We start from the raw sequence: 19565 nt of genomic DNA, 5'->3' as shown, positions 1-19565 counted from the left end.
ATGAGCGGCAGTTCAGGATCCTGCGGGGTCCGGTGTGGGGCGCCCCGGGAAAAGAGAGGTCGGAGGACGGGCGTGTTCCGGAGGACGATACCGGTGGAGGGGAGCGGCCTCATGAACACCGGAAAGTACTGGTAGGGGGTGGCTTGAGTTCGTCTACCTGTGAACCTCGTCCGGGGTCACCCGATTGTCAGTACCTGAGAATCGGCGTTGACTCGGTGATGAACCATATCCGCCGGTCGGGCGGTTTTCAGGCAGTCGCTCCGGTGGTCGCAGTGGGGGATCGCCGGGAGTGTGTCGCCGCCCTGTCGCGGATCCGCGCAGCAGCAAACACGGGAATTCCCGGTTAAGGATCGTCATGAATCAGGCCATCAATCAGGTATTGAAGTGGGTTTTCTACGGTGTCGTCGGGATCGGGGGGATCTTCGTCCTGCTCTGTCTCAAGGACGGCGACATCATCATGGCACTGTTGGTTGCCGCCGTATTCGGTGGCATGGCCCTGAAGGCGAGAACCGCCTATGAGGCGACCATCCCGGCAGAAGGAGTCGATGACCGCTTCGAGGGAACCACCTTCATGTCCCTCGCGAAAAAGTATGAGCTGGTGGAGTTCTCCGAGGAGACGTCCCTCACGTTCGACGAGGTGTCGGAGGCGGCGGAGGAATCCGCTGACGTCCTCCGGAATGCGGGGATTAAACTAGAGCGGGTCGGTGAGCGCGATGAGAGTATCTGGTACGAGCTCAGAGACATCGTCGGGGCCGGGCTTGACCGATACCGGATCGACTATGCGCCTACCTCGTCGGGTCGGGCAACAGTGACCTTCACCGTCGAGGAGTACAGCTACATGCGGCAGATGATCTTCCTTGTCATTCCCGCCAGCGGACAACTGCCGACCCAGTCATTCAAACTCTCGCAGAGGTTCACCAGCTCCCTCCGGCGCCGTCTCAACCCCGAAGTGACGGCTAACTGATCCTCGACTCAGCGGAAACACTGGCGGTCGCCTTCTGTTGAACTCCGTCAACGGCCCCGGACTACAGTGGTATCCATGAGTGAACAGAACCCCTCCGAGCAGAACCGATCCACCACGAAGCAGCGCGTGCTGTCCGGTATCCAGCCGACCGCCGACTCCTACCACCTGGGCAATTATCTGGGTGCGCTGAAGCAGTGGATCAACCTGCAGGACGAGTTCGAGACGTTCTATTTCATCCCGGATCTTCACGCGATCACCGTGGATCAGGACCCGAAGGAACTGCGAGCCCGCACCGTAGGCGGCGCCGCGCAGCTGCTCGCTCTCGGGATTGATCCGGAGAAGTCCGCGTTGTTCGTGCAGTCCCACGTGCCCGAGCACGCCGAACTCGCATGGGTGCTCACCTGCCTGACTGGATTCGGTGAGGCATCGCGGATGACGCAGTTCAAGGACAAGTCCACCAAGCGGGGCGCGGACCGCACCTCCGCCGGGCTGTTCGCGTACCCGATGCTCATGGCCGCGGACATCCTGCTCTACCGTCCGCAGCTCGTGCCCGTGGGTGAGGACCAGCGGCAGCACCTGGAGCTCACCCGCAACCTCGCGGAGCGCTTCAATGGCCGGTTCAAGAAGACGTTCCCGGTGCCCGACGGATTCATTCCGACCGGTGCGTCGAAGATCTACGATCTGCAGGAACCGACCGCGAAGATGAGCAAGTCCGGGGACAACCCCAAGGGCCTGATCAACCTGCTCGATGACCCGAAGATCTCCGCCAAGCGCATCCGCAGCGCCGTCACCGACAATGACGGGGAGATCCGCTTCGACAAGGAGAACAAGCCTGGTGTCTCCAATCTCCTGGTGATCCAGTCTGGTCTGACGGGCACGAGCATCGATGATCTCGTCGCCGGTTACGAGGGCTCCGGCTATGGCGAGTTGAAGAAGGACACCGCCGAGGCTCTGGAGGCGTTCGTCACTCCGCTGCGCGCGAAGTATGACATGTACATGTCGGACCGCGCCGAGCTGGAGCGCGTGCTCGCGCAGGGCGCCGATCGGGCGCGTGAGGTGGCCTCCCGCACGCTCGCCGACGTCTACGAGAACATCGGATTCCTGCGCCGCACCTAGCCCGGTTTGTACGTGTCGACGGCCGCGCCTCCCGGAGGTTCGCGGCCGTCGCGCACGTAGTGGAGGTTAGCTCCCGGCGACCTCATAGTGCGCCCAGATGCGCTGTTGTCGCCCATCGAGGGTGACACGCCCGCCGTAGGGTACGACCAGTTGTGGCAGGGTGTGCCCGAAGGGAACCCCGAAGCAGCACACCGCGTGCGGGGCATAGTGGGCAATGGTGCCGAGAACGGTATCGCGCCAGGTGTCCGGGTCCAGGGTGTGCCCCTCGATATTGGTGGTGGGCGGCGCGGCAACGAGGACGCCCACCACCTGCCGGAGGAAACCGCGTTCGCCGAACGCCCGCACGATGTCATTGATACGCCCGGCGGGGGTGAGCTCTTCGGACGCCTCGAGCAGGAGCACCGTGCCGTCGATACGCTCTGGCAGTCGTCCGGCGATGGCGATCTGGTTGAGTACCTCAATGCACCCACCCCAGGTGCGGCCGCTGACGCGTTCCGCCGAGCCGGACCACTGCCACGGGATCGGGGCGTGGCGTGGGCCGTCCTCGGTGAGTGATCGGGGATCCTCCCAACTGATCCCCACGCTCGCTCCCCACGAGGGAGCGGTCAGTTCGATGCTCTCCCCGGCAAGAGCGGCGCGCAGGGTGCGGAGGTGGGCGTCGTCGATGCCGCTGCCCGATCCCAGGTGCACCTGTGTGGAACCACCGTAGATGCTGGGGATACCCAGGTTGTGGAGGAAATTGTGCAGGTTGGTGTTGTCGCTGTAGCCGAAGAACGGCGTGGGGTGTGCCGCAATCAGGTCGGCGTCGAGATGCGGAATCACGGTGATCTGATCGTTGCCGCCGATGGTGGCGAAGATAGCGTCGATCGAGGGATCGGTGAACGCCGCGTGGATGTCGGCGGCCCGGTCCTCGGGCGTTGCGTTGAGTCTCCTCGTCGTGGGGTACTCGACGGGTTCCCAGCCCAGTCCTCGCATCCGGGACATGGCCTGCTCATGGATGTCGGGGAACACGGCGGGCACGGCGAAGGCGGGGGAGAGCACGGCGATTCTCATGGAGGTCAGTGTATGTTGCGCCCCGGGATCCGGACCTGAATGCGCGTGGGGCCCGGCACAGTCTCGCGCCGGGCCCCACGGTCAGCAAAGGGAGTCAGCTCTGCCCGAAACCGTTGAAGAAGGCCCGGATCGCACTGATGATCCTGCTGAAGATGTCGGTGAAAGAAGTGTTTCCCAGGGTATTGAACAGTCTCTGCAGTGCCGCCCCGATCCCGTCGGTGGAGGATCCCCCGGGCAGGCTCGACCCGCCGGAATCGCCGTCTCCTCCGCTGGGACCGGGCACCACGATGTCACGGGGTGCCACGGTGAGTGCCAGAGGCTCGGACTTGGAGGGAGCGTAGGTCGCGGTGGTGATCTCACCGGTACGGACCTGGCCGCCGCCGAACACCGCGTGCACCGTGGTCTCACCCGGCGTGGTGAAGGTGTGCCGGAAGGTCGCGGTCTTCGCGGCGGGGTCCAGCTCCGCGGTCCCCAGGAGGACATCGCCGGCGTAGAACGACACCGTCCCACCGATGCGCTCTCCGCCGGTGTCGACGGTGGCCGTGAACTCCGCCTCGTCACCCGCCGTGAGTGTGGTCCCTCCGGGGGGCGCAGTACGGCTCAGCGTCGTCGTGGAGATCCGGGCTACAGGGCTTTCGACCGACATGTGGACGGCCCCGGAATCCGCTGACCTGTAGTGGCGCTCATCTGATCCGGTGCGCTCGGGGGCGAAGGCGGTGAAGGTGAAGTCACCGGGCTCACGGAGCTGATGGGGCAGGACGGCCGTCCCGTCCTCCCCAGTGGTGGCGGTGCCGATGCGTATCCCGTTGCTGCGGAAGACTATCTCACTGCCCGCGGGTTCCCCTCCGTCCACGTGGTAGTGCGCGCGCAGCGTCACAGTGTCACCGAGTGCCGCCTGGGTGGGCTCGATCTCCACGACGAGGGTGGGGAACATCACTGGAACGACGGTGACCTGTGCGCTCGCTGTGGCCCCGGTGACGTGCACGTCGTCGGTGGTGTGCTCGGCGAGGATCGCAGTGAAGGAATGCTCCTTCTTTTCGTTGGGTACCAGAGCGGTAAGGATGGCGGCGCCGTTGACAACATCCGAGGCACTGAGATCGACATCACCGTCGCGGAAGCTCACGGTGAGCCCCTCCGGCAGCGCGGCCCCGTTCTCCGCTCCGACCTGTGCGGTGAGGGTCACCGACAGCTGATCGTCGACGATGTGGGCGTAGTCGGGTATCGCTTCGAGGGAAATCGTGCCGCGGACCTCCTCAAGGTCCTTGGGTGTGACCGTGACTGTGATCGGCTGGGCCGCAGCTGAGGGCCTGTATACCCCGTCGACGCCGGTGTACTCAGCGGACACGGTGTGTACGATCGGGTCACGGCCCTCCGGAACTGGAAAGGAGAAGTCGGTGAGCTCAGCTACTCCGTCGGTGACGTCGACATCCCGGGTCTGGTCACCGATGGTGAATCTCACCTGACCACGTGGGATGGCTGTTCCGTCCGGGCGGGCGACATTGACCCGCAGGGTACCTTCCGGAACCCGCGGATCGTTGTAAGGCACCTCGATCGGATCGGTGGTGGTGAAGGCGGTCGTGGTGTTGATCTGACTGACGGTGGTGGAGCTCAGCTGGGTTCCGGCCGCATCCGCGGTGCAGGCGACGGCATCGTTGTTGTATCCGGAGAAGAAACCTGGCCGCACCTCGAGCAGAGAGAGCGTCGACGTCTCACCGGTGGTGCCGGCGTTACGTAATCCGGTGGTGATGACGGTGCCCAGATCCATGGGGGCAGTCATAGTGATCGTCACCCCGGGCAGCCGGAATGTGGTGCCCTTCTCTGCGCTGAGCCCTGTGGCGGGATTGTTGTCGTCGTTGGCGTTGGGGCCGTTGTCAATGGTGAGGTTGCCCGCGGATATCCGGGCGAATCCACCGGCCGGATCCTCCATTCCCTCGGCGTTGACCCGGATCACCGAGACCTCGGCGTCGGTGCCCGCGATGTTCTCTCCGTCATCGGCGAGAGCAAGCCCGGTGACGGTGCCGTTCGTGGGCAGTGCAATGTCGTAGCGGATCCTCCCGACCTTCTCCGTGGTACTCCACACACCCGGCTGAAGAGTGATCCTGAAGGTGCCTCCCGGTTCAACAATCTCCGGATACGTGGCGGTCACGGATTCAGGGCTCAGGGAGACGTCCTGGCGATGGTTGCCGAAGGTCGCCCCATTGAATGTACAGGTGTAGGTGACTTCGGTGGCCCCAGTCGTGGGCGTCTTCTCATCGGCTGTGGCTGCGATGGATGGGGTTATTCCCAGCACCAGGCACAGCGTGGCGCCCGCTGCAGTGGCGGTGCGGGTGGTGGTTTTCATGATTGCTCAGATCTCCTTGGAAGTAGGCGTCTGGTGGAACGTTGTGTGTGGATGTCGAGGGACTAGGACGATCCACCGAGGAACTTGGTGAAGATGTTGTTCAGCCACGTCCACAAGGGGGTGAGAAGGGCCAGGAGCGACGCGAAGGGGTTCGTGCCCGCCGAATCAGTGTGTGTGCCTGAGCTGATACCGATGTCCGAGCTGCCGCCCGGCGCCTGCTTGCCACCGGTGACCGTGACGGTATGGGTCCCGCTAGCGGTGACGCCGTTGTCACCGGTGAAGGTGACGGTCACGGTGCGCTCCCCACCGTGAGCGAACGTGAGGTTGACCGCGGCCTGTCCTCCGGAGACCGGCATCGTGACTGATTCGCCATCGGTACCGACGAGTGGTTCGCCGTCAACGAAGAAGGAGAGGGAGCCGGACACCGCCCGGGTGGTGCCCTGGTCCGGGTTCACCGTGATCGCGAGGGGGAGCGGGGTGCCTGCGGTGACTGAAGATTCCGCCGCGATCGCGACTGTGGCGGATTCGAAGGTCACGGCAGTGACCTCGACATCGAAGGAGCGAGTTGTGGCCCGTGCAGGGGAATCTCCGGCGGGCACGAAGCTCAGCGTGACCTGCTGCGCGCCACTGCGCGCGAAGGTCATCGGGAGTACTGCGGTACCTGCCGTCACGGGGACCGTCGTGGAGCGCCCCCCGTGGGTTGCAGTGAGGGTGCCGTCCGCGGCAGGCGACACCGTGACCCCGAAGGTTGCCGCCTCGAACGGCAAAACCTGTTCCGGCACGTTGAGCGCGAGCGACGTCGAGGTGCTCGCAGCGGTGACGGTGATGTCGGCGGTAGCGGGGGTCTGGGACGCATCGACCGGTGTGTACTTCGCGGAAATGGAGAAGGAACCCTCGCGGTCGGGTACGAAGGTGAAGGCCGCGGAATTGTCGCTCACGGGCACGGTCACCGTTTTCCCGTCAGTCGAGAACACCACCGTTCCATCCGCTACGGTCGAATCCGCGGTGGGCTGGAGTTCGGCTCTGACGGTGACTTCCTCGCCGGGTCGGACCGTATTCTGCGGGCCCTCCAGCGTGAGGACGGTGGAAGTGCTGCTGGAGACCGTGATGGTCGTGCGTTCCTCCGCGCCGGCGAAGAGTGAACCTTCGGCCGGTGTGAAGGTGGCGGTGAGTTCACTCTGTCCCGGGGCCGAAGGCACGGTGAGTGAAGCGCTGGTGCGGCCGTTCTTCACGGGAACGACGATGGGATCACCGTCGCCGAGGCGGAAGGTGACGGTACCGGTGGCAGCCGCGTTCGTCGTCGCCCGTACCGCGAGCATCGAATTCGCACGGGCGGTGCCGGGTGCCGCGACCACGAACAGCGCGTCCTGTCCCTTCACCTGGACCTGGGTCGTGGACGTCGAGGGGGTGAACAGGTAGGCCTTGTCCGGGGTGAAGGTCGTGTGGAGTTCGTGGGTGCCGACAGACGGGAAGATGAGTTCCGCTGCGGCCGAACCGTTCTTCACCGTTGCCTTGACTGTGGTGTCACCGGAGGTGAAAGCGACGGTGCCGGTGGCTTCCACCGGGCTGACCTGTGCGGTGATTGCCGAGGGTACGCCCGCTGTTGCGTCCGCGGCGGTGACGATGAGACCGGTTTCGGTGGCGGGGCCGCTGTCGACCACCCGGACCGTCGCTAGCGCGGAAGCCTGTTGAGCGAGGGGGGCGTCCTTGTCCGCCCTGGGGGTGCACTGCGTCGGGGCCCAGAGCGTACCGACGAAGGGGGCGGTGATCTTGGCGAGCATCGTGAGGAAGTTTTCGTCTGCACCGTAGTTCCCGGCATTTCCGGCGGTCCGGACACCAAGGGCAGCCGCTCCGAGGGACTCCGCCCGGAACTTCAGTTCCACGACAGGGAACTTCATGTTGAGCTTGTCGTTCCGCACGACGTGCGTTACTCCGCCTGCTGTGGTGCCGCTGGTGTTCGGACCGTTACCGACGGTGGCGTTGTCGGTACTGGTGATCCGCAGAAGTCCACCGTTCGGATCGTCGTTTCCCGATTCGTTGATGCGTTTGACCGTGAATCCGTCGAGGTTGGCGGCACTGTTGTCGAGGCTGCTGTCCAGGTAGGTGAGCCCTTCCGGAATTGCGACATCGAGTTTGATGCGCGACACATTTTCGATCTTGGCTCCGAATGAGAGTCCGCCGACGTTGATCTGCACGGGTCTTATCGCGAGCCTGACTGTGAAATCCTCGCCGACGCCGACGGTATCGGGGGTGGTGATGTCCACCGAAACCCCGTCGTCACCGGTGGAGAAATCCTGCGGGTCCGCGAACTTGTTCGGCGTCGCTTTGCAGGTCAGTGGAATATTCGTGGATACAGTGTGGTCTGCGGCGACGGCACCCGGTACGAGCAGGAGACTGCCGACCAGGGACACCGTGGTCGCGGTAGCGATACGGGAAAATCTTGACATGGGTGAGGTCCTTGTACGGGGGTATCGGAGAGAGGAGCTGAGACACGTTGTGCCTTCAGCATGCTCAATTAGTTTCCCCGAAAAGTGCTGGGCAGAGAAGCTATATGCAAGATCTTCATCTTTCATGCGAGGCGCGTTAAGACGGGCGAAATGTAGTGGGCGCGAAGCCCGGATGGATCGTCTCGGCCTGATTCGATGATGTGTGGCCAGGCGCATTGAGTTGGCGATCGGAGGCAGCTCGGGGTTTCGTTTCTTTCTCAGCGTTTACTGGACGTCGGTGCGGTGCGCGGATGTCTGAAAAGATGCGGGCGAGTTCGTCACCGCAGCCCCGTGAATATCGAGGGTCAAAGCTGAGCGCGACGGAGGCCCGTCAGACCCCGCATGAGTCAGGCTTTCGACGCGGTTGGTCCCGCGCTTTCTGCGTCTCTGAAGCAATGGGTACGCATCCTCCCCCGACGGATACCAGCTCACTCAGAAGTGTCAGAGACGCATGCAATAGATTCATCCCACGACAACCGTCGGTGCCGACTCCAACGGCGGTCCACCGCACATGCCGCATCATCTGCGTCGCCCGGTGAGCGACTCGACTGACGGGCCTGCATGCGGGAGTGTTGCGACGAGGCCGTTACCGAACCGGCGCCTACATGGCCTTCTCTGTAGGGAGAAACTGCGGAGATGAGCGTATCTCCGGGCACAGTGGCACCGGAGACAATTGACTCGGCCCTGTCCTGCAGAATCCGGGGATGTGCCTTTACCTGAAGTGCAACGGGAAGAAGAACGCTCCGAGCAACCGCTGAACCAGCGTGAACAGTCGGCGGAGCAGTGTGAAGAAACCCGATTCCGAGGGCTGTTCAGGTTCTGTCGTACTCGTGGGAGCCGACGTGGTGGATGGCGCCGTGGTGGTGCTGGTCGTCGGTGCGGTGGTGGTTATGGCCGTGGTGGTGCTGGTGGTCGACGGTGTGGCGGTGGTGCTGGTGGTGGTCGTTGGCGCCGCGGTGGTTGTGGCCGTGGTACTGGTTGTCGCTGGCGCCGCGGTGGTGCTGGTGGTCGACGGTGTGGCGGTGGTGCTGGTGGTGGTCGTTGGCGCCGCGGTGGTTGTGGCCGTGGTACTGGTTGTCGCTGGCGCCGTGGTGGTGCTGGTCGTCGGAGCGGTGGTGGTTGTGGGGCTGGTGGGAGCCGGTTTCGTCGTCGGAAGCGCCGTCGTGGTCGGGGCGGTCGAAGTGGAGAGCGTCGGAGTCGTGGTTGTCGGCTCTGTGGGATACGCCTGCACGTGCACGGTGAAACGGCGGGATTCCTCGGACGGTGCATACACTGAGCTCACGTCGGGGATGTAGCGTGCTGAGGCTCTCCGGATACCGCCGTCATCGTCGTCGAAGGTGAATGTAGCGGATGCCCGGCCTTCGACGACCGGTGCAGAGATCGTCTGTCCGGCGATGGAGAACTCAATGTCTCCGGTGGCTTCGGTGGGAACCTCCGCTGTTGCTGTGACGGATTCCCCTGATTCCACGCTGTCCGGAAAGGAGAAGGTGAGATCGGTGGTGCGCGGAGACACCGTGATCGCAGTCGTCGTTGCAGCACCGTCGAAGGCACCCGGCTGGCCAGGGTTGAAGATCACCCTGAGCGTAGTCGTACCGGGTTTCGCGAAGGTCAGGTCGGTCGAGGCTGTGCCTGTAGTGGTGTAGACGTCGGAGACATCCCCATCGGGTTCCTCCACGAAGAAGGAGATGGTGCCGTTGGCGTCCTCGGGGTCAAGCTGCGCCGAGAACCGGGCAGGTACACCTGCCACGACGGTGCTGGGAGCGTCGACGGTGAGAACTGGTTTGATGATGGGGGTGTCGTCGATGACCGTGACGGTACGGAGATTCGATGCTGCGGGTACGACGGCGGACGAGGGGGCTACCCTGGGTGAGCAGCTGGTCGGGGCCCAGATGGTGATGAACGTCGCCTTGAGCCGCGGCAGGAAGGTGAGGAAGTTGCGGTTGTCTCCGTACGTGGATGCGGCCCCTGCGGTTCTGACCCCGAAGGCCTTCGTTCCCTCTGTCTCTGCACGGAGGCGCAGGGTGAAATCAGGAAATCCGAGTCGTACGGTGCCGTTCACTGCCGGGGCGGTTACGCCCCCGGTCCTGCCGGTAGACGAGTTCGGGCCGTTTCCGATGGTTGCGTTGTCCGGGCTGACCAACCGGAGAATGCCGCCGGCGGGGTCCGGTCGTCCGGATTCATTGACCCTGAGCACGGAGAATCCCCGGAGATTCGCGCCGGGGGTGTCCCCGTTGATCTCCGCACCTAGGAACTCGACGCCTTCGGGCAAAGCGAGGTCCATTTTGATGCGGGATACATCCTTCAGCTTGGCGGGGCTGTTCGATGCGTCACCGGGGTTGTCCGGAATGTCCATGTGTACGTGGACAGTGAACTCTTCGCCGATGCCGACTGTGTCCGGTGAGGTGACGGTGACGTCGATCGGGGGAACGTGGTTGTCCTGCGGTCCGGTGAAGGCACTCGGGACCGTGCGGCAGGACAGGGGAAGCTGGGAGGTGGTTGATCCGGTGTCGGCTGCGGCTGTCGGTGCTGCGATGAGGAGACCGGCTGACAGAGTCGCGGCCGTGGTCAGGGTGGTCATTCGGCGCATGGTTTCGGGTTCCTCGAGAGCTGTGGGGGGCTGTGTGCGGTAGCTTGCCCGGGGATGACATTATCTAAACAGATTAGAAGCCCCTGGTGCTGCTGTCATCCCGGGTAACCCCGGTAGCGATTGATGTCAGTGGTGGATCTTGCACGGTCGAGTGGCCGACGCAACTGTCCGGGGAGAATGGCTGTGCTGATTGCCACCTCGTCGCCTACTATGCCTACTTTGAAAGCACCTGCTGTTTTTCAGATGATCTTTTCACCGACCCAGAAGGACCGACGCGACTGTGGCATCAACGAAGACCGCACCGAAGAATACCGATGAATTCGGCATTGAGCGGGTGACCCAGGACGATCCCGGCATGGTCGACAAGTACCGTGAGAAGTGGCCGTGGTTCGATCACGTCATGCGTATGCAGGAGCGGTACGGCTCGATGGGGGGAAACCAGTACGCCGCAGGCATCACGTACTTCTCGGTGTTGTCGATGTTCCCCATCCTGATGCTCGTATTCGCTGCGGTCGGCTTCATCCTGGCCAACCACCCCACCGCGGTGGTCGAGGTCCAGGACCGGATCAACAGCTCGATATCGGGTGATTTGTCGGAGCCGGTGAACAAGATCCTCGATACTGCGATCGAGCAGCGATCGGCGGTTGCCGGTATCGGTGGTCTGACCGCGTTGTGGTCGGGGCTGAACTGGATGAACCATCTCAGGTACGGCGTTTCCATGATGTGGAAGGCTGACCCGACCGAGGGCAACTTCGCCATCCGGAAACTCCGGGATCTCATCGGATTGATCGCGCTGCTGTTCGCCCTGATCGTTGCGTTCGGTGTGACGGCGGCCGGTTCCTCGAGCCTGACGGCGATCCTCCTTGAGAAGTTGAGCCTGGACCATATTCCGGGCATCACCTACATCGTGTTCGCGCTGACGCTCGTTATCGGCCTGCTGGTGAACTTCATCGTCTTCGTGGGTTTGCTCCGTTATCTTCCGAGGACCCGCGTCCCCAAGGCTGCGGCGATCAAGGGCGCTATCCTGGGCGCCGTCGCCTTCGAGATCTTCAAGCAGATCGGTACCGTGTTCTTCTCCAAGGCACTGGACAATCCGGCGGGTGCCACTTTCGGCCCGATCATCGGTGTGATGGTCCTGCTGTATTTCGTTTGGCGGATCCTGCTCTACAGTTCCGCGTGGTCGGCGACGACGGAGGAATCCCTTGAACAGACGCATACACCGGTACCGGAACCCGCTGTGATCCGGGTGCGTAATGACGTTGACCCGGTGCCCGATCCGAAGGCGTCCGCGTTACTGGTCGGTGCCGGTGCGGCGATCGGGGCGGCTGGGATCGCAGTCGCCCGGAAAATGATCAGGAAGTAGTCTTCCCCGTTTCCTCCGGAATCCGGGGGCGTGGACTGCGTGTCATGCGCATCCTGCTTCCCTTTCTCCGGGTTAACGACGTCGCTGCCGGGTGCGTCGCCTCTGCGCCAGTTTCCGGTTGAAGGCGATCCCGGCGATGAGAACCACGAGGAACAGTGTTCCCGTGGTGATCGCCGCGGATCTCCACGCGGGGGACTGCGCTCCGGAGGTCCCGAAACCGCCGTTGCCACTGTTTCCGGTCGGCATGGAGGCTGCGGGAGCCGCCGTCACCGACGGGGACGGAGTGACGGAGGCTGCCGGGAGCTTCTCGACCGACCCGATGCTTGTGCCCCGCGGAACGGCGTACGCGGCGTCGAGGAGTCTCCCCGCTTGTTCCCAGGGCCGACCTTTGTCGACAGTGGTGTCGAGGAGGATCGCCGCTAGGCGACGCCCGCCGATGTCTTTCGCGCCGACGAACGTGTGCCGCGCGTCATCGGTGAAACCGGTCTTCCCGCCGATACCGTCCGGATCGTTGAGCAGCAGATGGTTGTCGTTCCAAATCTGGAAGCCGTCTTTCTCCGGTCCTCCGGGAAAGTCCACGAATTTGGTGTCGACGATACGGGCGAACACCGGGTTTCTCCATGCCTCGCGGTAGATCAGGGCGAGATCGAACGGTGAGGTCGACATGCCGGGCCCGTCGAGGCCGGTGTAGTCGGCGACGCGGGTGTCCTGGGTGCCCAGCTCCTGTGCTTTCGTGTTGACCAGTTCCAGGGTCCGTTGATCGCCGCCGAGCTCCTGCGCCAGCGCGTGCGCGGCATCGTTGCCCGAGGCCATGAGCAGGCCCTGCAGCAGCTGTTCCACGGTGTAGCGACCGTCCTCCACCAGGCCGACACGCGAGCCCTCTATGTCCGCGGATTCATGCGTGGCGACGACCTCCCTGGCGAGGGGCAGATGTTCGAGTGCCACCAGCGCGATCAGTGCCTTGATGATTGACGCGGGCCGGTATCTGCCGTGTGGATCTTTGGCGGCGATGATGTCGCCGTTGTCGAGGTCGAAGACGATCCATGCGGTCGCGGTTTGCTCCTCCGGGACGATGAATCCGGGTGCAGCGGTCACGCCGCACCCGGCCATTGCTGGGCCTCCCGCGGGTTCCTCCGCGACGGGAAGCGGTGGTGGCACAGGTCGTCCGTCGGTGGGTATCTCTGAGGCATCAACAGGTTGCACGGGTGTGGTGGCCCAGGGGCAGTCATCCGTCAGTGGAGCGGCGGAGCGCCCTGAGAGCGCGGTCTGGGGTGGCGTCACCGACAGGGTGCCGGGATCCAGTGGCTCCGCGGTTGCGGTGACTGGGGAGGCGGAGAGTAGTGCCGTCGCTGTGAGTGCACCGAGGAGACGTTGTCGCATGGTTGCCTAGAGTACTTCGGGTGAGGTGCGTGGGTGGGGTGACTTTCCGCAACCGGGCACCGGTACCGCGGTCCTTCCGGAGGGGATCCGAAGGTAGATTGTGGTCCATGGATATCAGCAGCAGGCAGACCCCGAGCTACACCCCGGAACATAAGAGCCTCACCCGGGAGACCGTCGCCTCCCTGCCGAAGGCCGTCCTCCACGATCATCTCGACGGGGGACTCCGTCCGCGTACGGTGATCGATCTGGCGACCGAGTGTGGCTACGACGCGCTGCCCGTGAGCGAGCCTGAAGCACTGGGTAGATGGTTCGTCGACGCCGCCGACTCCGGGTCTCTCGAGAAGTACCTGGAGACCTTCGCACACACATGCGCGGTCATGCAGACCAGGTCGGCGCTCCACCGGGTGGCCCGGGAGGCCGTCGAGGACCTTGCTGATGATGGCGTCGTGTACGCCGAGCTGCGATTCGCGCCGGAGCAGCACCAGGAGCGGGGGCTGGAACTCGTGGACGTCGTGGATGCCGTCGTCGAGGGAATCATCGAGGGGGAGAAGACTGCGGCACTGGCAGGCCACACCATCCGGGCACGGGTGATCCTCTGCGCGATGCGGCATTCAGATCGGTCACAGGAGATCGCTGATCTCCTGGTCGCCTATCGGAGCGAGGCTACGCGCGACCACCGCGGTTACGTCGTCGGCTTCGACATCGCCGGGGCTGAGGATGGGTTCCCACCGAGTTGCTGCGCCGCGGCGTTCGCGACACTGCGCCGCGAACTCGTCCCATTCACGATCCATGCCGGTGAAGCCGCCGGGATCGACTCGCTCGAGGGGGCCGTGAGAGAGGGCACCTGGCGGATTGGTCACGGTGCTCGACTGTACGAGGATTTCACCGCGGACCTCGAGACCGGCATCGAACCCGGCCGCGTGTCCACCTTCGTGCGGGACCGACAGATCATCCTCGAACTCGCCCCGAGCTCCAATCTGCAGACGGGCGTGGTGGACGACCTCGTTGACCATCCCCTGCCACTGCTCCAGCAGCTCGGGTTCGCCTGCACCGTGAATACGGACAACCGCCTGATGTCCGGGACCACGATGACCGACGAGATGATGCTGCTCGTCGACACCTTCGGGTACGGGGTCGGTGAGTTGTTCGAACTCACCGCAACCGCGATCAGTGGTGCGTTCATACCGGAGCCGGAGCGCAGGGAGATCATGGCCTCGCTCATCGTCCCGGGCTGGGACGAACTCGCGGAGAGCGGAACTGGTCGGGGCACCGCGTCTGGTGGCGCTGATGAGGAGACGGCCAGGGGGTCTGCGTTCGAGCTTTCGGAGGAGGATCTCGCCGGGATCGATCCCCAGATTCTCGCCGAACTGGGTATCGCCCCAGAGGATCTACAGCCACGCGACTGACCCCGATTCCGGGTACGCGGAATCGGGGTCGGCTTTCGTCATCGGGGCGGGAGGCCTCAGAACTTGCTGAAGCGGCCGACGAGACCGTTCTCCAGCTGACGCCATCCCTCGGCTTCTGCGGTGTAGGGTGCTGACGGGGAGTAACCGGAGGATCCGCCGAGCATGTAGGCGATGTACTCCTGCAGTGCCGGGTTGGCCACCAGGACGGAATTCACGGCGTCGTCGCGGGCCCAGTCGGCGGCGTCGGCGAGAAGCTCATAGGCCTGGCGCATCTGTTCGGTGTCCACTTCCTTCGGCCCCTTGGTGATGTCCTCGGTCAGCCCGGTGAAGACGTAGGTGTTGTCTGGGTGTGCGGTGACCTCGAGCGTCCCGCCGTTGATGCCGTCCATGATCTCAGACCAGGTGGCGGTGGCCGCCAGATCGTGTTCATCGTGTTCGGCGAGCCAGCGGAGCATCGCCCGCCGGTTGTTGAAGGTGTAGATCTGTCCAAAGTGTCCGAGGAAGACAGGCTGCCCGTTCACGTACGTGCGCAGCGTGTAGAGGGTGCGGCCCTCGATGGCGATCTTCACCGGGTCGATGCCCGCGGTACCCCAGAGGGAGGCATCATAGGGGTCGATCTGCGCGACTGCCTCCTCGGCGGCTTTCTCCTCCTCGATGCGTGCCTGCTCACGGGCCTCCACCGCGGCGTCGACCTTCTTCTGCGCCGCCTCGACGGTGGCCTCGTTCTGCTCCGGGATGGCATAGCACCCGTCCAGCTCATCGACGACCCGGTCCCAGTTCGACAGCACCGCCCGACCGACGGCGGACCATTCCGAGTCGCCATTCTCCACCGCATAGTGGTCGGCTCCGCGTTCGACGTTGGCGAGTACCGAATACGAGGAGAAGAAGGAACCGATCACCGTCGAACCGATGACATCGCCCAGGGAACGGGCGACGGCGAGTGCCCGCTCCGCACCGGTCACATTCTCGTGGCTCGGGCGGCCCGCCAGGAACTCGGGTAGGCCGATGACATCGCAGTAACCCCGTTTGCCGGGAACCACCCGCGCCGCGTCCTCATGCTGGAAGGCCGGCCACTTCGGGTGATCACGCAGGTCGTGACGGGCGTCGGATTCGATGAACGCGAGCAGCTCTCCGGTGGAACGGAAGAGATAGACGTCGTCTCCGTCTCCGAGAAATGCCTGCCACTCCTGCCCGTGCTCCCTCCACTTCGGGGCCCACAGCGTGTGGAAGTCGCCGTCGGTCAGGGCGATGGTGATGGGGACGATGCCTTGTAATGCCATGGGTGCAGATTCTAGCGTGCTGTTTCAGGCGCCGTCACCTGCCGTGCCGTGAATGGGCTAACCCGTGGGCCGCCAGAAGCCGTAGAAGTCCATTCCGCTGTTGGTTGTGCGTAGCGGAGACACGCCCACCGGGCTCCCCGCCTCAACGATCTCGCCGTTGCCGACGTACATCGCGACGTGTCCGTTCCACACCACCAGGTCACCGGCGATCAGTTCATTGGCGGTGACCTGACGTCCGACGGTCTGCTGTTCCGCGAGCCGCGGTAGCTCGACCCCGGCCTGTCTCCAAGCCCAGCTGGTCAACCCGGAGCAATCGAATCCACCGGGCCCGGAACCTCCCCAGACGTACGGCGTCCCGACCATCGAGCGGGCAGCGTCCGCGGCTCGCCGTCCCGCGCCTTGTCCGGTGGCGTCGAGTCCCGCCGGATTCGGTGGGGACAGTGTCGGGCCCGGAACCGGGGTGGATGTGTGCGGGGCATCGTCGGCCTTGACGATCCCGGGTAGCCGGGTTTCGGTCGCCGCGAGTTCCCGGAACTTCATGGCGAGCGGCCGGAGCGCCATCTCCATCGTCGTGATCCGCCCGGTCGCGGCGGCCACCGCCGCCGCGACGATCATCGTCAGCCGTAGAGCTGCGGCTGCGGCGGTGACCGGGTTGGGGGTGCACAGGAGCGGAAGAACCGGGCGGGCCGCGTTCATTGCTGTGGTAGCGATCAGGATGAGATCGTCCCGCGCGGACCGCATTACCATCAACGCGTCGGCCGTGGTGAGGAGGAATGTGCCGAAGTCCTTCGTCAGCGCCCCGGCTTCATCGAGGAGCACTGAGGCGTCGGTGCCGAACATCTCCGCCAGCGCGGAGGCTGAGGACACGTCGGTGATGTCGGTGGCCGGGGGATGGATCTCCGGGGGGAGAAGGGACGAGATCGTGCTCAGCCCGTCGAGCATTCCGCCGAATGGGGCGATCACCTGGGTCGGTGTATTCATCCCCGGCACCTCTTCGCGAGTGCGGTGTCGGCACCGACGATCGTGTCGATGTGTCCGCCGGGTCCGGCATGAGCCTCGGCGAGATCCCGGACATGATCGGCTAGTGCGACCCGACGTCGGTTCAGAGTCCGTGCGGCTTCGACGAACGCGGGGATCAGATCGAGGGTGCCCGGGGTCGGCGTTGGGGCCTGGGCTTCCTCTGACGGCGTGGAGGCGGCGCAGAGTGCCAGGTCCCGGGCCAGGGCTCGGGCGTGGTCTGGATCGAGTGTGAGAGTATCCATGCACCATCAGACCAGGGAGAGCCGGGAAAGGTTCCCTTCCGGCTGTCGGGGTGCCTTAGGATTGGGGCCATGGACATCACAATCGTCGACCACCCCCTGGCGGCAGCCCGCCTGACGATCATGCGTGACCAGCGCAGCGACAACTCCGTGTTCCGCGCGGCGTTGCGGGACCTGGGAGCGATGCTCATCTACGAGGCGGCCCGAGACCTGGATGTCGAGCATTTCGATACCGAGACCCCCGTGGCCACCGCCACCGGAACCAGGTTGCGCAAGCCGCCCATCATCGTGCCCGTGATCCGGGCGGGACTAGGGATGGTTGATCCGGCTCTGTCGATGATTCCCGATGCCCAGGTCGGTTTCATCGGTATCGCCCGCGACGAGGTGACCCACGAGCCGGTGCCCTATCTCGAGGCACTGCCGGAGGACATATCCGATGAGACCGTCTTCATCGTGGATCCGATGCTCGCCACCGGAGGGTCCCTCCTGCACTCGCTGAAACTGCTGTGCGACCGGGGGGCGAAGGACATCACCGCGGTGTGCATGGTGTCCGCACAGCCCGGCGTCGATGCGCTGGCGGACTCCGAGTACCCCGTCAGGTTGGTTACCGCCACTGTCGATCCAGAGCTCAACACGGACGCCTACATCGTGCCGGGGCTGGGGGACGCTGGCGACCGCCTCTACGGGCCGCGCAACATCCACCTGTAGACCGCTCAGATTCCGTGGAGGAGTTCCTCGACCTCGGCTCGTAGCCGTTTCAGGAGTTCCCCGGCCCCACGCGGGTCGGGGCAGTGGGACACCTCGAGATACACCTTGGTCTTCGCCTCCGTTCCGGAAACCCGGCCGATCATCCGCACACGCGTCCCGTCCGTGTCCCGTCCGGTGATGAGGACGCCCTGCTCGGCGTGGAGATCCGTGCTGTCGACGACGATCCCGACGAGGGTATCCGGGGGATCGGTGCGGAGCTGATCCACGAGTCCCCCCGGGTCGGAGGTCCGCACCTGTATCTGGGCACCCGCATAGGCCCCGAACCGCCGGTGCAGGCTAACCAGCTCATCACCCAGTGTTCTGCCGAGCGCTTTGAGCTCGGCTGCCCAGGCGCACGCGTGGAGCGCTGTGGCAAGGCCGTCCTTGTCCGCGACGAGATGCGGCATCGGGCAAGTGCCGTGCGCCTCCTCGTAGGCGAACATGAGCGGTCCTGGTCTGCGGTCGCCGGCCCGCATCAGGTTCTTGAATCCCGTCGGGGTGATCACGCAGTCCCACCCGAGCTCCCCGGCGATGTCCGGCAGCAGTGTCGAGGACACGAGCGAGGTGGCGACCACCGGCGACGGGCCGTTACCGTCATGCGGTGCCAGCAGCCGGGTTGCCAGGAGCGGGCCCAGTTCATCGCCCCGGAGCATTCGGTGTGTCCCGTCCCGCAGGCGGAATCCCACCGCACAGCGGTCGGCGTCAGGGTCAAGCGCGATCAGTAGATCGGCATCCACATCCGCGGCCTGTCCGAGGAGACGTGCGACCGCATCCGGTTGCTCCGGATCGGGGAAACGGACGGTCGGAAACGTTGGGTCCGGGTACTGCTGCGCCACCACTGGATACGTTCGCGCGAAGCCCGCCGCCCCGAGGGCCTGCGCCAGCGGCCGGCCACCGACACCGTGGAGCGCGGTATAGACGACGGTCAGTGCGGCTCGTTCGTTGTTCACCCGGAGCCGGTCGTTCTCGTCGGGGTCGACCTCGGCGACGATCTGGTCGAGGTAGCGGCGCAGCTGGCTCCCCACCGGGCGGACGGATACTCGGGGGACCGCGAGTGGATCACCGGTGGCGCGAATCGCGGCCTCGACAGCCTTCTCTTCGGCCACATTGATCTCGGAGCCCTCCGGTCCGTACACCTTGTACCCGTTGTCGGCCGCGGGATTGTGCGAGGCGGTGATCTGCACCCCGGCATCCAGTCTCCGGTAGCGGACGAGCCAGGGGATCACCGGCGTCGGGGTGGGGGTGGGCAGCAGCGTCACCTCGAAGCCTGCCCCGGCAAACACCTCCGCTGCGGTTGTGGCGAAGGTGTGGGATCCGTAGCGGGCGTCATATCCGACCGCCACCCGCAGCGGTCCGTTCTCGCCGTAGATGGACAAACCGAATCCGCACGGATCCTCGTCCGAGATCATGCCGGAGGGAATCCGGTTGCGGTGATGGGACGCGGGGGTCGCGTTCCGTGCGAGCCACGCCGCCAGCCCCGCGCTGGCCCGGGTCACCTGTGTGACATTCATTTGGCTGCGTGCGGGTCCCACCGGGGCGCGGAGCCCGGCTGTGCCGAATGACAGATGGCGGGGGCACATCAT

The 19565-nt window shown here is 64.7% G+C and carries 14 protein-coding genes; 5 read left to right on the top strand and 9 right to left on the bottom strand.

Going from position 1 to position 19565, the window contains the following annotated elements:
* The first annotated feature begins 355 nt into the window (after nt 1-355).
* Together JDV76_RS12235 and trpS are read left to right on the top strand one after the other, a co-directional pair.
* The gene (locus JDV76_RS12235; protein WP_198737177.1) at nt 356-964 is read left to right on the top strand and encodes a hypothetical protein; all 609 of its coding nucleotides are present in this window, start codon (nt 356-358) and stop codon (nt 962-964) included.
* Between the two features lie 75 nt (nt 965-1039).
* Nucleotides 1040-2080 carry a tryptophan--tRNA ligase gene (gene trpS, locus JDV76_RS12230; protein ID WP_198737176.1) on the top strand — a complete coding sequence of 347 codons (1041 nt, stop codon included), beginning with the start codon at nt 1040-1042 and terminating at the stop codon, nt 2078-2080.
* Nucleotides 2081-2146: 66 nt separating this feature from the next.
* Here the strand turns inward: trpS and JDV76_RS12225 are convergent, their stop codons facing one another.
* From JDV76_RS12225 to JDV76_RS12845, 4 genes are all read right to left on the bottom strand, one after another.
* Nucleotides 2147-3133, bottom strand: coding sequence for a S66 family peptidase (locus tag JDV76_RS12225; RefSeq protein ID WP_198737175.1), 987 nt, complete (start codon nt 3131-3133; stop codon nt 2147-2149).
* Between the two features lie 94 nt (nt 3134-3227).
* Complete coding sequence (locus JDV76_RS12220; RefSeq protein ID WP_198737174.1) at nt 3228-5474, bottom strand: Ig-like domain-containing protein; 2247 nt, start codon at nt 5472-5474, stop codon at nt 3228-3230.
* Nucleotides 5475-5536: 62 nt separating this feature from the next.
* A complete protein-coding gene (locus JDV76_RS12215; RefSeq protein WP_198737173.1) occupies nt 5537-7921 on the bottom strand; it encodes an Ig-like domain-containing protein in 2385 nt (794 codons plus the stop codon).
* A 751-nt stretch (nt 7922-8672) separates the two neighbouring features.
* Nucleotides 8673-10538: an Ig-like domain repeat protein gene (locus JDV76_RS12845; RefSeq protein ID WP_198737172.1), complete on the bottom strand. Its 1866-nt coding sequence runs from the start codon at nt 10536-10538 to the stop codon at nt 8673-8675.
* A gap of 289 nt (nt 10539-10827) precedes the next feature.
* Here JDV76_RS12845 and JDV76_RS12205 point away from each other — a divergent pair, with 289 nt between their 5' ends.
* Entirely contained in the window at nt 10828-11910 is a 1083-nt protein-coding gene (locus JDV76_RS12205) for a YhjD/YihY/BrkB family envelope integrity protein (protein ID WP_248140696.1), read from the top strand.
* Between the two features lie 72 nt (nt 11911-11982).
* On the opposite strand, the gene JDV76_RS12200 is transcribed toward JDV76_RS12205, so the two are convergent.
* Nucleotides 11983-13290, bottom strand: coding sequence for a D-alanyl-D-alanine carboxypeptidase family protein (locus JDV76_RS12200; protein WP_198737171.1), 1308 nt, complete (start codon nt 13288-13290; stop codon nt 11983-11985).
* Nucleotides 13291-13397: 107 nt separating this feature from the next.
* Between JDV76_RS12200 and JDV76_RS12195 the strand changes: the two genes are divergently transcribed.
* Complete coding sequence (locus JDV76_RS12195) at nt 13398-14696, top strand: adenosine deaminase (RefSeq protein WP_198737170.1); 1299 nt, start codon at nt 13398-13400, stop codon at nt 14694-14696.
* A gap of 56 nt (nt 14697-14752) precedes the next feature.
* On the opposite strand, the gene JDV76_RS12190 is transcribed toward JDV76_RS12195, so the two are convergent.
* From JDV76_RS12190 to JDV76_RS12180, 3 genes are read right to left on the bottom strand one after another with little or no spacing between them, the layout of a single operon-like run.
* Nucleotides 14753-15976 (bottom strand): hypothetical protein, encoded by a 1224-nt coding sequence (locus tag JDV76_RS12190; protein WP_198737169.1) that lies wholly within the window; start codon nt 15974-15976, stop codon nt 14753-14755.
* A 57-nt stretch (nt 15977-16033) separates the two neighbouring features.
* Nucleotides 16034-16957 (bottom strand): C40 family peptidase, encoded by a 924-nt coding sequence (locus JDV76_RS12185; RefSeq protein ID WP_198737168.1) that lies wholly within the window; start codon nt 16955-16957, stop codon nt 16034-16036.
* Complete coding sequence (locus JDV76_RS12180; protein WP_198737167.1) at nt 16954-17238, bottom strand: hypothetical protein; 285 nt, start codon at nt 17236-17238, stop codon at nt 16954-16956. The genes JDV76_RS12185 and JDV76_RS12180 overlap by 4 nt, the downstream gene beginning before the upstream one ends.
* Nucleotides 17239-17307: 69 nt before the next feature.
* Here JDV76_RS12180 and upp point away from each other — a divergent pair, with 69 nt between their 5' ends.
* A complete protein-coding gene (gene upp / locus JDV76_RS12175) occupies nt 17308-17943 on the top strand; it encodes a uracil phosphoribosyltransferase (protein ID WP_198737166.1) in 636 nt (211 codons plus the stop codon).
* Between the two features lie 5 nt (nt 17944-17948).
* Here upp and JDV76_RS12170 read toward each other — a convergent pair whose 3' ends face one another.
* The gene (locus tag JDV76_RS12170) at nt 17949-19562 is read right to left on the bottom strand and encodes a phospho-sugar mutase (protein ID WP_410171058.1); all 1614 of its coding nucleotides are present in this window, start codon (nt 19560-19562) and stop codon (nt 17949-17951) included.
* Nucleotides 19563-19565: the final 3 nt, after the last annotated feature.

Source organism: Corynebacterium marambiense, assembly GCF_016342275.1.
Lineage (GTDB): Bacteria > Actinomycetota > Actinomycetes > Mycobacteriales > Mycobacteriaceae > Corynebacterium > Corynebacterium marambiense.
Note: the sequence above shows the minus strand (reverse complement) of the source record. Positions and strands in the feature narration are given on the sequence as shown.

Bases quoted from the DNA above. Each gene is read 5' to 3' on its own strand.
- JDV76_RS12845 (WP_198737172.1), bottom strand. From the start codon at position 10,538: ATGACCACCCTGACCACGGCCGCGACTCTGTCAGCCGGTCTCCTCATC.
- JDV76_RS12235 (WP_198737177.1), top strand. From the start codon at position 356: ATGAATCAGGCCATCAATCAGGTATTGAAGTGGGTTTTCTACGGTGTC.
- JDV76_RS12195 (WP_198737170.1), top strand. From the start codon at position 13,398: ATGGATATCAGCAGCAGGCAGACCCCGAGCTACACCCCGGAACATAAG.
- upp (WP_198737166.1), top strand. From the start codon at position 17,308: ATGGACATCACAATCGTCGACCACCCCCTGGCGGCAGCCCGCCTGACG.
- JDV76_RS12185 (WP_198737168.1), bottom strand. From the start codon at position 16,957: ATGAATACACCGACCCAGGTGATCGCCCCATTCGGCGGAATGCTCGAC.
- JDV76_RS12170 (WP_410171058.1), bottom strand. From the start codon at position 19,562: ATGTGCCCCCGCCATCTGTCATTCGGCACAGCCGGGCTCCGCGCCCCG.
- JDV76_RS12180 (WP_198737167.1), bottom strand. From the start codon at position 17,238: ATGGATACTCTCACACTCGATCCAGACCACGCCCGAGCCCTGGCCCGG.
- JDV76_RS12225 (WP_198737175.1), bottom strand. From the start codon at position 3,133: ATGAGAATCGCCGTGCTCTCCCCCGCCTTCGCCGTGCCCGCCGTGTTC.
- JDV76_RS12190 (WP_198737169.1), bottom strand. From the start codon at position 15,976: ATGGCATTACAAGGCATCGTCCCCATCACCATCGCCCTGACCGACGGC.
- trpS (WP_198737176.1), top strand. From the start codon at position 1,040: ATGAGTGAACAGAACCCCTCCGAGCAGAACCGATCCACCACGAAGCAG.
- JDV76_RS12200 (WP_198737171.1), bottom strand. From the start codon at position 13,290: ATGCGACAACGTCTCCTCGGTGCACTCACAGCGACGGCACTACTCTCC.
- JDV76_RS12220 (WP_198737174.1), bottom strand. From the start codon at position 5,474: ATGAAAACCACCACCCGCACCGCCACTGCAGCGGGCGCCACGCTGTGC.
- JDV76_RS12215 (WP_198737173.1), bottom strand. From the start codon at position 7,921: ATGTCAAGATTTTCCCGTATCGCTACCGCGACCACGGTGTCCCTGGTC.